This window comes from Pseudomonas sp. LH1G9 (assembly GCF_002949975.1).
GTDB classification, from domain to species: domain Bacteria; phylum Pseudomonadota; class Gammaproteobacteria; order Pseudomonadales; family Pseudomonadaceae; genus Aquipseudomonas; species Aquipseudomonas veronii.
Genome location: NZ_CP026880.1, coordinates 3,628,889 through 3,642,509, shown reverse-complemented (window position 1 = coordinate 3,642,509; position 13,621 = coordinate 3,628,889). Strand labels below are relative to the sequence as shown.

Annotated in this window: 14 protein-coding genes and 1 pseudogene; 11 read left to right on the top strand and 4 right to left on the bottom strand. The window is 63.0% G+C overall.

The window, feature by feature from the left end:
• The 4 genes and pseudogenes from C5F70_RS16880 (at window position 1) to C5F70_RS31570 (ending at window position 4,483) form a co-directional block, all read left to right on the top strand.
• The gene (locus C5F70_RS16880) at window positions 1–1,230 is read left to right on the top strand and encodes a Zn-dependent hydrolase (RefSeq protein WP_104903766.1); all 1,230 of its coding nucleotides are present in this window, start codon (window positions 1–3) and stop codon (window positions 1,228–1,230) included.
• Window positions 1,231–1,317: 87 nt separating this feature from the next.
• Window positions 1,318–2,343 (top strand): histone deacetylase family protein, encoded by a 1,026-nt coding sequence (locus C5F70_RS16875; protein WP_017848710.1) that lies wholly within the window; start codon window positions 1,318–1,320, stop codon window positions 2,341–2,343.
• A 514-nt stretch (window positions 2,344–2,857) separates the two neighbouring features.
• Window positions 2,858–3,577: pseudogene (locus tag C5F70_RS31575) on the top strand (MCP four helix bundle domain-containing protein); the annotation flags it as partial.
• Window positions 3,578–3,619: 42 nt separating this feature from the next.
• Window positions 3,620–4,483, top strand: coding sequence for a methyl-accepting chemotaxis protein (locus C5F70_RS31570; RefSeq protein ID WP_370737569.1), 864 nt, complete (start codon window positions 3,620–3,622; stop codon window positions 4,481–4,483).
• Window positions 4,484–4,519: 36 nt separating this feature from the next.
• Here C5F70_RS31570 and C5F70_RS16865 read toward each other — a convergent pair whose 3' ends face one another.
• Together C5F70_RS16865 and C5F70_RS16860 are read right to left on the bottom strand one after the other, a co-directional pair.
• Window positions 4,520–4,729 (bottom strand): cold-shock protein, encoded by a 210-nt coding sequence (locus C5F70_RS16865; protein WP_017848712.1) that lies wholly within the window; start codon window positions 4,727–4,729, stop codon window positions 4,520–4,522.
• Between the two features lie 70 nt (window positions 4,730–4,799).
• Window positions 4,800–5,012, bottom strand: a complete 213-nt coding sequence (locus tag C5F70_RS16860) for a cold-shock protein (RefSeq protein ID WP_017848713.1) — start codon at window positions 5,010–5,012, stop codon at window positions 4,800–4,802.
• A 269-nt stretch (window positions 5,013–5,281) separates the two neighbouring features.
• On the opposite strand from C5F70_RS16860, the gene C5F70_RS16855 reads away from it, so the two are divergent.
• Window positions 5,282–6,184 (top strand): LysR family transcriptional regulator, encoded by a 903-nt coding sequence (locus C5F70_RS16855; protein WP_017848714.1) that lies wholly within the window; start codon window positions 5,282–5,284, stop codon window positions 6,182–6,184.
• On the opposite strand, the gene C5F70_RS16850 is transcribed toward C5F70_RS16855, so the two are convergent.
• Together C5F70_RS16850 and C5F70_RS16845 are read right to left on the bottom strand one after the other, a co-directional pair.
• The gene (locus tag C5F70_RS16850; protein ID WP_104903764.1) at window positions 6,176–6,934 is read right to left on the bottom strand and encodes a substrate-binding domain-containing protein; all 759 of its coding nucleotides are present in this window, start codon (window positions 6,932–6,934) and stop codon (window positions 6,176–6,178) included. The genes C5F70_RS16855 and C5F70_RS16850 overlap by 9 nt on opposite strands.
• Window positions 6,931–8,238 carry an MFS transporter gene (locus C5F70_RS16845; RefSeq protein WP_046490376.1) on the bottom strand — a complete coding sequence of 436 codons (1,308 nt, stop codon included), beginning with the start codon at window positions 8,236–8,238 and terminating at the stop codon, window positions 6,931–6,933. Before C5F70_RS16845 ends, C5F70_RS16850 begins: the two co-directional genes overlap by 4 nt.
• Window positions 8,239–8,435: 197 nt before the next feature.
• Here C5F70_RS16845 and C5F70_RS30835 point away from each other — a divergent pair, with 197 nt between their 5' ends.
• From C5F70_RS30835 to C5F70_RS16820, 6 genes are all read left to right on the top strand, one after another.
• On the top strand, window positions 8,436–8,582 hold the full coding sequence (locus C5F70_RS30835; protein WP_017848717.1) for a hypothetical protein: 147 nt from the start codon (window positions 8,436–8,438) through the stop codon (window positions 8,580–8,582).
• Between the two features lie 135 nt (window positions 8,583–8,717).
• Window positions 8,718–9,440: a GntR family transcriptional regulator gene (locus C5F70_RS16840; protein WP_017848718.1), complete on the top strand. Its 723-nt coding sequence runs from the start codon at window positions 8,718–8,720 to the stop codon at window positions 9,438–9,440.
• On the top strand, window positions 9,437–10,225 hold the full coding sequence (locus C5F70_RS16835; protein ID WP_026140238.1) for an SDR family oxidoreductase: 789 nt from the start codon (window positions 9,437–9,439) through the stop codon (window positions 10,223–10,225). The genes C5F70_RS16840 and C5F70_RS16835 overlap by 4 nt, the downstream gene beginning before the upstream one ends.
• Window positions 10,226–10,305: 80 nt before the next feature.
• Window positions 10,306–11,238, top strand: coding sequence for a 3-keto-5-aminohexanoate cleavage protein (locus C5F70_RS16830; protein ID WP_017848720.1), 933 nt, complete (start codon window positions 10,306–10,308; stop codon window positions 11,236–11,238).
• A gap of 65 nt (window positions 11,239–11,303) precedes the next feature.
• Window positions 11,304–12,182, top strand: coding sequence for an SMP-30/gluconolactonase/LRE family protein (locus C5F70_RS16825; RefSeq protein WP_017848721.1), 879 nt, complete (start codon window positions 11,304–11,306; stop codon window positions 12,180–12,182).
• Window positions 12,183–12,255: 73 nt separating this feature from the next.
• Window positions 12,256–13,578: an MFS transporter gene (locus C5F70_RS16820; RefSeq protein WP_104903763.1), complete on the top strand. Its 1,323-nt coding sequence runs from the start codon at window positions 12,256–12,258 to the stop codon at window positions 13,576–13,578.
• Window positions 13,579–13,621 lie beyond the last annotated feature (43 nt).

The window sequence follows — 13,621 nt, the reverse complement described above, 5'->3', positions numbered from 1 at the left end:
ATGTTGAAGATTAAGGGTGAGCGTTTATGGGCCAGCCTGATGGCCATGGCCGAAGTCGGCGCGACCGCGCGCGGCGGCAGTTGCCGCCTGGCGTTGAGCGCCGAAGACCACGCCGGTCGCGAGCTGTTCAGCCACTGGTGCAAGGCCGCCGGGCTGACCTTGAGCATGGACGCCATCGGCAACCTGTTCGCCCGGCGTGCCGGTACGGATAAAGACGCCGCGCCGGTGATGATCGGCAGTCACCTCGACACCCAGCCGGAAGGCGGCCGCTTTGACGGTGTCTACGGCGTGCTGGCCGGCCTGGAGGTGATGCGCAGCCTCGACGACCATGGCATCCAGACCCGCAAGCCGCTGGAAATCGCGGTATGGACGAACGAGGAGGGCGCCCGTTTCACCCCCGCCATGCTCGGCTCCGCCGTGTTCACCGGTACGTTGGCGCTGGACCAAGCCCTGGCCACCACCGATGCCGACGGCATCAGCGTGGCCGACGCCTTGCGCACACTCGGCTGCCACGGCGAGCGTGCCCTGGGCGGGGCGGTGGATGCGTATTTCGAAGCCCATATCGAGCAAGGCCCGATCCTTGAGGACCACGCCAAGAGCATCGGCGTGGTCAGTGGTGGCCAGGCGATTCGCTGGCTCGATGTGCGGGTCGAAGGGCTGGCCGCGCATGCTGGCACCACACCGATGCCGCTGCGCAAGGACGCGCTGTATGGCGCCGCGAAAATGATCCAGGCCCTGGAATGCCTCGCCATGGATTTCGCCCCCCAGGGCCTCACCACCGTCGGCGAGTTGAGCATTGTCAAGTCTTCGCGCAACACCATTCCCGGTTTGCTGACCTTCACCGTCGACCTGCGCCATCACCGCGACGCCGACATTGAGGCGATGGAGCAGCAGGTCAGGGCGCGCTTGCAGGCCATCGCGCAGAAGCGCGGCCTGAGCGTCACCATCAGCCCTCACTGGGTCAGCCCAGCGACGCCGTTCGACGCCGAATGCGTGGCCTGCGTGCAAGCCGCGGTGGACGCCTTGGGTTACAGCCAGCAGCCCATCGTCAGCGGCGCCGGCCACGATGCCATCCACCTCGCACGCTATTGCCCGACGGCGATGATCTTCATCCCCTGCGTCGGCGGCCTCAGCCACAACGAAGCCGAAGACGTACTGCCCGAGGACGTGCGCCAGGGCGCCGATGTTTTACTCAACGCCGTGTTGAAACGTGCCGGCCAAGCCAACTGACCGCCTCATTCAGGACGACTGAAGACGACCTGCCGGGCCGCAGGCAAGCCAGCGCCCACCGGCAGCGTGTTCACTCAGGAGATTCCCATGCAAACGTTCTTCCACCCCGAACAACTCCTGCATCATCCGCGCAGCTACTACTCCCGTGGTCAGATGCGAACGCCGCAGGAAGTCCCCGAGCGCGCCCGCAACCTGCTGCGGGCCGCGCAAACCCTGGGGTTTGAGATTGTGTCACCCGAGGACCACGGCCTTGAGCCGCTGCTGGCGGTACACGCTGCGCCCTACCTGACCTTCCTTCAGGAGGCTTACCCGCGCTGGAAGGAAATCCCTGAAGAGTGGGGCGACGAAGTCATGTCCAACATCTTCGTGCGTGAACCCAACGCCCTGCGCGGCATCCTCGCCCAAGCCGCACGCTACCTGGCGGATGGCAGTTGCCCGGTCGGCGAACGGACCTGGCGCTCGGCCTATTGGTCGGCCCAAAGCGCCGTCGCTGCCGCCAAGGCCGTCCTCGATGGCGCGCCCGCCGCCTACGCGCTGTGTCGCCCCCCCGGTCATCACGCACGCTTCGATGCGGCGGGCGGCTTCTGCTACATCAACAATGCCGCGGTGGCGGCGCAGGTGTTGCGCGAAGGCTTCCAGCGCGTCGCGGTGCTGGATACCGATATGCATCACGGCCAAGGCATTCAGGAGATTTTCTACGACCGCGACGACGTGCTCTACGTGTCGATCCACGGCGACCCGACCAACTTCTACCCGGCTGTCGCCGGTTTTGCCGACGAGCGCGGCAACGCGGCCGGCGAAGGTTTCAACCTCAACCTGCCGATGCCCCACGGTGCCAGCGAGGCGGTGTTCTTTGAACAGCTCGAACTGGCCCTCAAGGCGCTGAAGGACTTTTCTGCGGATGTGCTGGTGCTCTCCCTGGGCTTCGATATCTACGAACTGGACCCGCAAAGTAAAGTCGCGGTGACGCGGGACGGGTTTGCGCGCTTGGGTGAGCGCATCCGCGGCCTGGGGTTGCCCTGTGTGATCGTGCAGGAGGGCGGGTATCACCTGGAGACGTTGGACAGCAATGCGCAGGCGTTCTTCAGTGGCCCGCAGGCTTGGGCGAAGTAACCGAGTATCGGTTTTGTGGAGGTGTGATATCTTTATGCCATCATATGTCGTGACGATCACGGAGGATGGTATGAAGAAGCTGTTATTGGTCGGGGTTTTGGTGGTGTTGGCGTGTAGCCCGTTTTTTGCCGCAGCGTGTCCGAAGGGGACACATCCGGTCGGGGGCACGGGGTCGCATCACAAAGGTGGGACTTGTCAGTAGTCGATGGATCGACAAGGCGTGTGAAGTCGCGGTTCGAGCGTCAACCCCGTGCGGGTGCGCTTGAGGGCGGTTAACCGATGCCCGCAGCGAAAAGCCTGCTGAACCGAGCGTTCTGCAGGCTTTTTCGTTTCAGATGGAGAGATCAGGTTCTTTCCCGTGCAGGGATTTTTCCGCATACGCAAATCTCCCTGTAATCCTGCATGACTGATCGCAGGCGCACGCGGGGAAATGGATGACGTCTCTAAAGTCCTGATCCTGGCGGCCGAAATGCTCTTGTATGACATCTGATCACTAATAAGAGAGCCTCGAAAAATGTCCTTACGTAGCCTGTCCATCGCCCGTCGCGCGGGCCTGGATTTTGCCCTGATTGCTTTGCTGGTGGCCGTACTCGGTTTTTTTGCGCTCTCGAACATGGCCAGCATTCGTGAAAGTGCGGTCCAGGTCGAGCGTGGGCTGGTGCCTAAAATGCGTCTGGTCTCGGATATCCGCGAGATTATGTTGCGCATTCGGACCATCTCTTTGCGCATGGCGCTGGACCCGAACCCGGCAAGCATCCCGCAGTACCGCAGCCAGATGGACACGCGCAGCCAGGACCTGAGTAAAAAGCTGGCCGACCTCGAGGCCGTGATCGACAGCGCCGAAGTGCGCGCGTTGTATGAGCAGTTCCAGGTCTCGTTGCGCCAATACCAGCAAGGGCTGACCCGCTCGTTTGCGCTGGCCGACCAGCAACAGGGGGCTGAGCTCAACAAGTTGCTGTTGGTGGATATGAAAACCGTGGTCGATGGCTCCGGTGCCCAGCTCAACGCATTGGCCGACTACTACAACGCGCAGATCAACCAACAGGGGCAGGCGGCCGAGGCGCAGTATGGCCGTTCGCGCACGATGGTCTTCGGCTTTGTGCTCCTGGCCGCCTTGAGTACCGTGGCGCTGGCCTGGCTGCTGACACGCAGCATCGTCGGCCCGCTGAGCCATGCGGTGCGGGCCGCGGAAAACGTCGCCCGTGGCGACCTGACCGAAACGGTGGCAGTGACCGGCGACGACGAAGTGACCCGCCTGCTCGTGGCGCTGCAGAGTATGCAAGCCAGCCTGCGCGGCACCTTGCAGCTGATTCGCCAGTCGGCCGGGCAGTTGGCGTCGTCGGCTACCGACCTGAACGGCATTACCGATCAAAGCAGCCGCAGCCTGCAAAAGCAGACCGCGGAAATCGAGCTGGCCGCCACTGCCGTCAATGAGATGACTTCCGCAGCTGACGAGGTGGCGCGCAACGCGGTGTCCACCTCCGAGTCCACGCGGGTGTCCAATGAAACGGCGCGCGAAGGCCAGCATCGCGTGGGCGAAACGGTCAGCGCGATTCAAGCCCTGAGCAGCAACATCGGCGAGACCTCGACCCTGGTGCAACACCTTGCCGAGCAGTCGCGGGATATCGGCAAGGTACTCGACGTGATTCGCTCCATCGCCGAGCAGACCAACCTGCTGGCCCTCAATGCCGCCATCGAAGCGGCGCGGGCCGGGGAGTCCGGACGCGGTTTTGCGGTCGTGGCCGACGAAGTGCGCGCCCTGGCGCACCGCACCCAGCAATCGACCCTGGAAATCGACCAGATGGTCAGCGCCATGCGCGCGGGTTCCGACCACGCACTGACCTCGATGCAGTCGAGCACCGCACGCGCCACCGACACCCTGGCGTTGGCGGAGGGCGCCGGCGGTGCCTTGAGCCAGATCACCGATTCCATCGACCAGATTCACCAGCGCAACCTGGTCATCGCCAGCGCCGCCGAGGAGCAGGCCCAGGTCGCCAAGGAAGTCGATCGCAACATCGTCAACATTCGCGACTTGTCGGCGCAATCGTCTTCCGGCGCCGGGCAGATCAACGGCGCGAGCCGGGAACTGGCGCAACTGGCGGTCGCACTGAACGAGGCGGTGGCACGCTTTCAGCTGTAGTGAAGTGCGCCGCGAGTGGCGGCGCGCAGGATGGCGCTAATTCAGCGTCGGTTCTTCCACGATCCTGATATTGACCGCTTGCCACTCGCCCCCCGGCCCCCGTTCCAATTCGTAGGTGACGGTTTGCCCTTCGCGCAGCACCCGACCACCCTGGGCGGTGCTGCTGCGAAAGAAAACGTCCTGTGCATCGTGGGCGGCAGTTTCGCTGCTGATGAAGATTGCAGTCTGTGGAGTCTTTCTGGACATGGCCGTTCTCCATTTTCAGTGCAATACATGGCCCAGGGTGGGCGGGGTGACGCGGTGAGTCGCAGGCTTATCAACTGATCAATTGGACTTTGTCCGCCTGCATGCCTTTTTCCCCTTTTACCGTTTCGAAGCTGACTTTCTGCCCTTCTTTCAATGATTTGAATCCAGTGCCCTCAATCGCCCTGAAGTGTACGAACAGGTCAGCCCCGCTATCCGGAGTGATGAACCCATAGCCTTTTTCATCGTTGAACCACTTCACCGTGCCGTTCTGTCTGTCGCTCATTGTTCGTATCCTCTAAACCCTGATGTCCTACTGCGCACCGACGCAGTGCGACATGCTTAATAAAAGCCCCGCGCCAGCCCGTCGTCAACACTGCGCAAGACCAGCGGTACTGTCATTCCTGACAGGTTCGCAGGCCGTCGAAACGCGCCATACTGCGCAGTTTCATGCTGACAACCTGGCGTATCCGGGCGCCGGTCCTTACGCACATGGCGCCCCGTCACCTGCCATACGATAATGCCCTCCATCCCGATTCCCACTGGCTTCCTACCGTGATCATCAACTTCGACCTCAACGACCTCCAAGCCTTTCGCGCCGTAGTAGACAAAGGTAGTTTTCGCGGCGCCGCCGATGCCATCCGGATCTCGCAGCCAGCGCTCAGCCGGCGCATCGAAAAGCTCGAAACCGCCCTCGACGTAAAGCTGTTCGAGCGCACCACGCGCCGCGTCAGCCTGACCATGGTCGGGCGCGCCTTCCTGCCGCAGGTCGAGCGTATCCTCGACGACCTCGACATCGCGCTGATGGGCATCAGCAACGTCGCCTCCACGCGGATGGGCGATGTGACCATCGCGTGTGTGCCGTCCACCGCGTATTACTTCATGCCTCACGTGATCTCGGCATTCCACAAGCTCTACCCCAAGATTCGCCTGCGGGTGCTGGATGCCAGTGCCGGCGAGGTGTGCAATGCGGTGGAAAGCGGCGAGGCGGATTTCGGCGTGAGTTTCAGCGGCAGCCTGGCCGATGAGGTGGAGTTCGAGTTGCTGTTTCAGGAGCGTTATGTGCTGGCCTGCCGCCGCGATCACCCGCTGGCCGAGCGCGCCAGCGTGAGCTGGGCCGAGGCCTACGAGCATGACTACATCACGGTGGACAAAACCTCGGGCAACCGTTTTCTGCTGGACCAGGCCCTGCGCGGCGTGCGGGTGAAAAAGCCGAGTATCTGCGAGACGCACCACGTGACCACCATGATCGGCTTGGTCGAGGCGGGGCTGGGTGTGGCGATGGTGCCGTCGATTGCCATGCCGGGCACTGAACACCCGATCCTGCTGAGTGTGCCGCTGGTGGAACCGCAGGTGATGCGCAATGTGGGCTTGATCAAGCGCCGCGGGCGGACGTTGCCGCCAGCGGCGCTGGAGTTGGAGCGGTTGGTGCGGGAGCTGCCGTTTCGGTCAGCGTGACACCGAGTCCAGGCCGGTGGATTGCACCACTGCTTGCGCCTCGGGCGAGGCCAGGTAGTGCAGCAGCGCCCTGGCCTGCGCCGGGTGTTCGGCGTTGACCGGAATACCCGCGGCGAAGCGCGTCACCGATTGCACGTCTTCAGGGATCTTGCCGACGTAAGTCACCCCCGGCACCGGTAACAGTTCCGCCACCTGCTGCAAGCCCACCTCGTAGTCGCCCTTGGCGACCTGTTCGGCCACGGGGATGCGTTCGATCATGGTGCCCTTGGCCGGCATGCCGAGTTTCTTGAACAGTTCCTTCTCGACATACACGCCGCTGGCGCTGTCCGAATACGCCACGGACTTGGCCTTGAGCAACACCGCTTTGAGTTCGGCATCGGTGCCGATGGCCGGTTTGGCCGCGCCGGCTTTCACCACCAGGCCGATCCGCGAATCCGCCAGTTCCACGCGGGACGCTTTGTCGACCTTGCCCTGTTTGATCAGCTCATCCAGGGCGTAGCCGACCATGATCACCACATCGGCGTGTTCGCCACGGGCCAGGCGGTTGGGAATCGCTTCCGGCGCCTTGCCCATGGACGGGCCGAGGACGGTGTCGAGGGTGTCGCCGCTGCGCTGGGCGTATTGCGGGCCCAGCAGCTTGTAGGCAGCGGTGAAGCCACCGGAGGTCATCACCTTGAGTTGTTCGGCCTGGGCCGTCAGTGCCAGGGCACCGAGGGCCAGGGCCGTCAGGGTTTGCGACAGCGCTTTCATTGCGCCGCCTCGAGCATGACTTGCCCGCGGGTATTGGCGCGGTGATACAGCGCGAGGGTCGAGCACAGGGCGCACAGGGCCGCGAACATCAACCAGTAGGCCGGCGAAGCTTTGTCGTCGGTGATGTGAATGAACCAGGTGGAGATCGCCGGAGTGAAACCGCCGAAGATCGCAGTCGCCAGGCTATAGGCCAGGGAGAAGCCCGCCACGCGCACTTCCACCGGCATGATTTCGGTCAGCGCCGGGATCATCGCGCCGTTGTACATGCCGTACAGGAAGGAGAACCACAGCAGGGTTTCTAGCATATGCGCAAAGCTCGCAGCGTTTACCACGTAGGACAGCGCCGGATAAGCCGTGAGCACCGTCAGCGCGGTCATCGCGACCAGCACCGGTTTACGCCCGAAGCGGTCGCTCAGGCTGCCGCCGATGGGCAGCCAGACAAAGTTCGAGATCGCCACCAACAGGGTCACCAGCAACGCATCGGACGTGGTCAGTTGCAGCACGGTCTTGCCGAAGGTCGGCGCATACACGGTGATCAGGTAGAACGCGGTGGTGGTCATGGCCACCATCAACATGCCGCCGATGACCACAGACCAGTTTTTCGCCAGGGTCGCCAGCACTTCACGCATGCTCGGGCGATGTTTGCGGTTGGCGAACTCTTCGGTTTCCTCAAGGTTGCGCCGCAGCACAAAGATGAACGGAATGATCACGCAACCGACGGCGAACGGAATGCGCCAGCCCCAGTCGGCCACGACCGACGGTTGCATCCACACGTTCAGGCCATAGCCCAGCGCGGCGGCGACCACGATGGAGATCTGTTGGCTGCCCGACTGCCAACTGGTGTAGAAACCTTTGCGGCCGGGGGTAGCCATTTCAGCGAGGTACACCGACACCCCACCCAGTTCCGCACCGGCCGAGAAGCCTTGCAGCAGACGGCCGAGCAACACCAGCGCCGGAGCCCACAGGCCAATGGTGTGATAACCCGGCACCAGCACGATCAGCAGCGTACCGCTGGCCATGATCGCCAGGGTCACGATCAACCCTTTGCGCCGCCCCACATCGTCGATGTAGGCACCCAGGATGACCGCACCCAACGGACGCATCAGGAAGCCCGCGCCGAACACGGCAAAGGTCATCATTAATGACGCAAACTCATTAGCGGCGGGGAAGAACGCGGCAGCGATGTAGGTGGCGTAGAAGCCGAACAGGAAGAAGTCGAACTGTTCGAGGAAGTTGCCCGAAGTAACGCGGAAAACCGCACCAATTTTCGAACGGGCAGAGTCGGGGCGGGTAGGGCTAGTCATGCTTTTGTGTCTCCAGCGTTCTTTTAAAGTGCTTGTTTCGCTTAAGGCCAAGGATAGTGGCTGACACATTTAGAAATGATAAGTGAATATTTTTGATCTATTGATGCGTTTTGATTATCAGTGGTCGGTGCAGACCCACGGCGGCGTCCTTGTTCTATGCTTGCAGGCGTAACCAATTCTTACGGTCGGGGGTGCCTATGACTGACGAACAGAAACAGCGGGACGAACGGGAGCAGGAGCGACGCAGGCGGCAATTGGAGGAAGAAAAGCCGCAGACCTGGAAGCATCCCGACGACGGCACGGAGCTTTCGGAGCGGGATCGGGAAATTCCGCTGAAACCCTGATGCGTGATCGGTGGGGGCGGGCATGCCCGCTCCCACATGTGCAACGGGCGTTCCTCGGGAAGAGGCAAACTATTTGACATATTTGATTTGTGATCACATATTGGGGGCATAAGAACCACAACACAGGTTTGCCTCATGACAGATGGTCCGCTCCTCCTGCCCACCCTGCGCCAGGTGTCCCGCGATACCTTGCAAGACCAGGTCTACCGCCAGATCCGCGAAGCGTTGATGAGTGGCCGTTTCCAGCCTGGCCAGAAACTCACCATCCGTGGCCTGGCCGAAGCGCTCGGCTCCAGCCCGATGCCGGTGCGCGAAGCCCTGCAACGCCTCAGCGCCGAAAACGCCTTTGAAGTCACCGAAACCTCGCGTCTGCGGGTCCGCATGATGACGGTCGAGCGCCTGCGCGAAATCCGCGATGCGCGGGTTGCTCTGGAAGGCTTGCTGGCCGAGAAGGCGGTATTGCTCCTGAAAAAAGCCGACCTCGACGAAATCACCGACCTGTGCCAGCAAATGCAGCACGCCGCCGACGAAGTCGATGTGTCGCGCTACCTGTGGACCAACTTCGCCTTCCACCGCCGGATTTACACAGTGGCCCAGGCCGAGCTGACCATGGCCGCCGTGGAGAATTTCTGGCTGCACATGGGGCCGTGCTTTGCCCTGGTCGCCCCCGATAAAGCTCACCTGCAACGCTCGATGGAGGCGCATACGCGCATCGTCGAAGCCCTGGCCGCCCGCGACGGCGCTGGCGCACGGGCGGCGGTGACCGATGACATCATGCAGGCCGCCGATTCCCTGGCGCGCCTGCTCGTCAAGAACGACCGTTCGCGGTCGTCTGCTTCAGGAGGTAAACGTGCATGAGTGTCCTACAGCGGCTACAGCCCTATCCTGGGTTGCGTGTATTGATTTCCGGTGGGGCTGCCGGCATCGGTGAAGTGTTGGCCGCGGCGTACCTGGAGGCCGGTGCCCAGGTGCATGTGTGTGATGTCAGCGAACCGGCCCTGGCGGCGTTTCGCGACAAATACCCAGGCAGCGTCGCCACCCGCGCCGATGTCAGTGATGCCGCGCAGATCGCGGCGGTGTTCGAGGTGCAGCGCGAGCATTTCGGCGGCCTCGACGTGTTGGTCAACAATGCTGGCATCGCCGGCCCCACTGGCGGTATCGACGCGATCAGCGACGCCGAATGGCAAGCCACCATCAACATCAACCTGACCGCGCAATACCGTTTTGCCCACCATGCGGTGCCGATGCTCAAGCAATCGTCCCACGGCCATCTGTTGCATATCGCCTCGGTGGCCGGGCGTCTGGGCTACGCGTGGCGCACGCCGTATGCGGCGACGAAGTGGGCGATTGTCGGCCTGATGAAATCCCTGGCCTCGGAGTTGGGCGAGAGTGACATCCGCGTCAATGCCTTGCTGCCCGGCATCGTCGAAGGCCCGCGCATGGACGCGGTGATTCGCGCCCGTGCCGAGCAGGTCGGCGTACCCGAACCCGAGATGCGCCAGGAATACCTCAACAAAATTTCCCTCAAGCGCATGGTCACCGCCGAAGACGTCGCGGCCATGGCGCTGTTCCTCTGTTCGCCCGCCGCCCGCAACGTGACCGGCCAGGCGATCAGTGTCGACGGTAACGTCGAGTACCTGTAGGACGCGGCGCCAGTCGCCAAGGAAGAACCCCGAGCTGTACCCAGGATTTTTTTCATAAGAATAAAAGTCGGAGAATCGTCATGTCCAAAAAACGTCCTGTGATCATTACCTGTGCCGTGACCGGTGCCATCCATACGCCGTCGATGTCGCCGCATTTGCCCATCACTGCCGAGGAAATTGCCGCCGCCGCCATCGGCGCCGCCGAAGCCGGCGCGGCGATTGTTCACCTGCATGCCCGTGACCCCAACGACGGCCGCCCCAGCCAGGACCCCGCGCTGTTCGCCGAATTCCTGCCGCAGATCAAGGCCGCCAGCGATGTGGTGATCAACATCACCACCGGTGGCGCGCCGACCATGGGCGTGGAAGAACGCCTACAGCCGGTGATGCAGTTCAAGCCGGAATTGGCCTCGCTGAACATGGGCTCGATGAACTTCGGCCTGTACGAAATGCTCAACCGCTTTACCGAGTTCAAGCACGACTGGGAGCGTCCATACCTGGAAGAGAGTGACGACCGGATCTTTCGCAACACCTTCCGCGACATTGCCCACATCCTCAATTCCTGCGCCGAGAACCGCACCCGTTTTGAGATCGAGTGCTACGACATCGGCCACCTCTACACCGCCGCGCACTTCCTGGAGCGTGGCCTGCTCAAGCCGCCGCTGTTCATCCAATCGGTGTTCGGCCTGCGCGGCGGCATCGGCGGGCACCCGGAAGACCTGGCGCACATGCGTCGTACCGCCGATCGCCTGTTTGGCGACGATTATGTGTGGTCGATCCTCGGTGCCGGACGTGGGCAAATTCCGCTGGCGACCATGGGCCTGTCCATGGGCAGCCATGCCCGGGTCGGCCTGGAAGATTCGTTGTGGGACGGGCCGGGCAAATTGGCCGCTTCGAACGCCGATCAGGTACGGCGCATTCGCAGCGTGATCGAAGCCCTCGGCCATCGCGTCGCCACGCCGGATGAAGCGCGGGACATCCTCGGGCTCAAGGGGCGCGACCAGGTCAATTTCTAACCGACGACACGGCCGCGTGCTGGCGCGGCCCGAATCCCGCACAACAACAATAAGGGGATCACACCATGCGTATCGAAGTGCTTGTGGACGTCAAGACCACCCTGGGCGAAGGCCCGGTGTGGGACGTCGAACAACAGCGGCTGTATTGGATCGACAGCGCCGACGGCCGCATCCTGCGTTGCACCGACGACGGCCGCGAACTGCGTGCCTGGGACGTGGGCCAGAAAATCGGCTCCATGGCCCTGCGCCACAACGGCGCGGCGGCCATCGTCGCCCTGCAGAATGGCGTACACACTCTGGACCTGGCCAGTGGCGAACTGGCGCTGATCGAAGACCCTGAACCGCACCTGCCGAACAACCGTCTCAACGACGGCAAGGTCGACCGCCAGGGCCGCTTTGTCTTCGGTTCCATGGACACCCAGGAAGACCGCGCCAGCGCCAGACTCTACCGCCTGGACCCGGACCTGCGCCTGCACACCCTGGACGAAGGCATCATCGTCTCCAATGGCCCGTGCTGGAGCCCGTCCGGGGACACCTTGTACTTTTGCGACACCTGGTCGGGCGAGATCTGGGCCTATGACTACGACCTCGCCAGCGGCAATGTCAGCAACCGGCGCACCTTCGCCAAGGTCGACACCTCGGGTGGCGGCGCCGCGGACGGTTGCACCGTGGACGCCGAAGGTTGCCTGTGGCAGGCCCTGGTCTATGCCGGGAAGCTGGTGCGCTACACCCCCGATGGTCACGTCGACCGGATCATCCAAATGCCGGTGAAGAAGGTCACCAGCCTGACCTTCGGCGGGCCGAACCTCGACACCCTGTTTGTGACCTCCATGGCCAAGCCGCCGCTGCCGCGTTTTCCGCACGACGGCCAGCAGCGCGGCGCGCTGTTCGCCATTACCGGGTTGGGCGTGCAAGGAATAGCCGAGCGACGGTTCGCCAGCTAGCGCGTGTGTTCGATCAGCAACATTCCTTCGCAACCTTGTGTCAGTGCGCGCCCTCGCGCGCCTGGAGAGGCTCATGGCAACTTTAAAAAAAGCGTCGCTGCGCAGCATTCACCGGCATTCCTGGGTGTCGCTGCTGGTTTGCTGGATGATCTGGATTCTCAACGCCTACGACCGTGAGATCGTGTTGCGCCTGGGGCCGACCATCTCCAAGCATTTCGATTTGTCCGCCGATCAGTGGGGCACCGTGGCCACGGTGATCATGCTCGCCCTGGCCCTGTTGGATATCCCGGGTTCGATGTGGAGCGACCGCTACGGCGGCGGCTGGAAGCGCGCGCGGTTCCAGGTGCCGTTGGTGCTGGGCTACACGGCGATCTCGTTTTTGTCCGGGTTCAAGGCGTTGAGCGGCAACCTCGCGACGTTTATCGCCCTGCGTGTCGGGGTCAACCTCGGCGCGGGCTGGGGCGAACCGGTGGGCGTGAGCAACACCGCCGAATGGTGGCCGGTGGAACGCCGCGGTTTTGCCCTTGGCGCGCACCACACCGGTTACCCGATCGGCGCGATGCTCAGCGGCATCGTCGCCAGCTTTGTGATCAGCACCTTCGGCGAGGACAACTGGCGCTACGTGTTCTTCTTCGCCTTCGTGGTGGCCTTGCCGCTGATGATCTTCTGGGCGCGGTATTCCACGGCCGAACGTATCACCGCGCTGTACGTCGACATCGCCGCCAAAGGCATGACGCCACCGGACAATGCCCCGGCCAGCCAGATCAAGGGCGACGCCTGGCGCACCTTTGTCGCCACCCTGCGCAACCGCAATATCGCGTTGACGGCGGGGAACACCCTGCTCACGCAGGTGGTGTACATGGGCGTGAATATCGTGTTGCCGGCCTACCTCTACAACATCGTCGGGCTGTCGCTGGCGCAGTCGGCGGGGATGAGCGTGGTGTTCACCCTGACCGGGATTCTCGGGCAACTGGTGTGGCCGTCGTTGTCGGACATCATCGGCCGCCGTACCACCCTGATCATCTGCGGGCTGTGGATGGCCGCCAGTGTCGGCGCGTTCTACTTCGCCAGCACCCTGACCCTGATCATCGTCGTGCAGTTGCTGTTCGGCCTGGTCGCCAATGCGGTCTGGCCGATCTACTACGCGGTGGCCTGCGACTCGGCCGAGCCGTCGGCCACCTCCACGGCCAACGGCATCATCACCACCGCGATGTTCATCGGCGGCGGCCTGGCGCCGGTGTTGATGGGCAGCCTGATCGCGATGGGCGGCGGCTGGACCACGCTGCATGGCTACACCGTGTGCTTTTTCGTGATGGCCGGCTGCGCCCTGGGCGGCGCGCTGCTGCAACTGTTTTCCCATCGCCCGCGGGCGTTGGTTGTGCAACTCGAACCCTAGAACAACATTGATGCGCCCCCCAGCCGCGCTGGCGGGGCGCCAG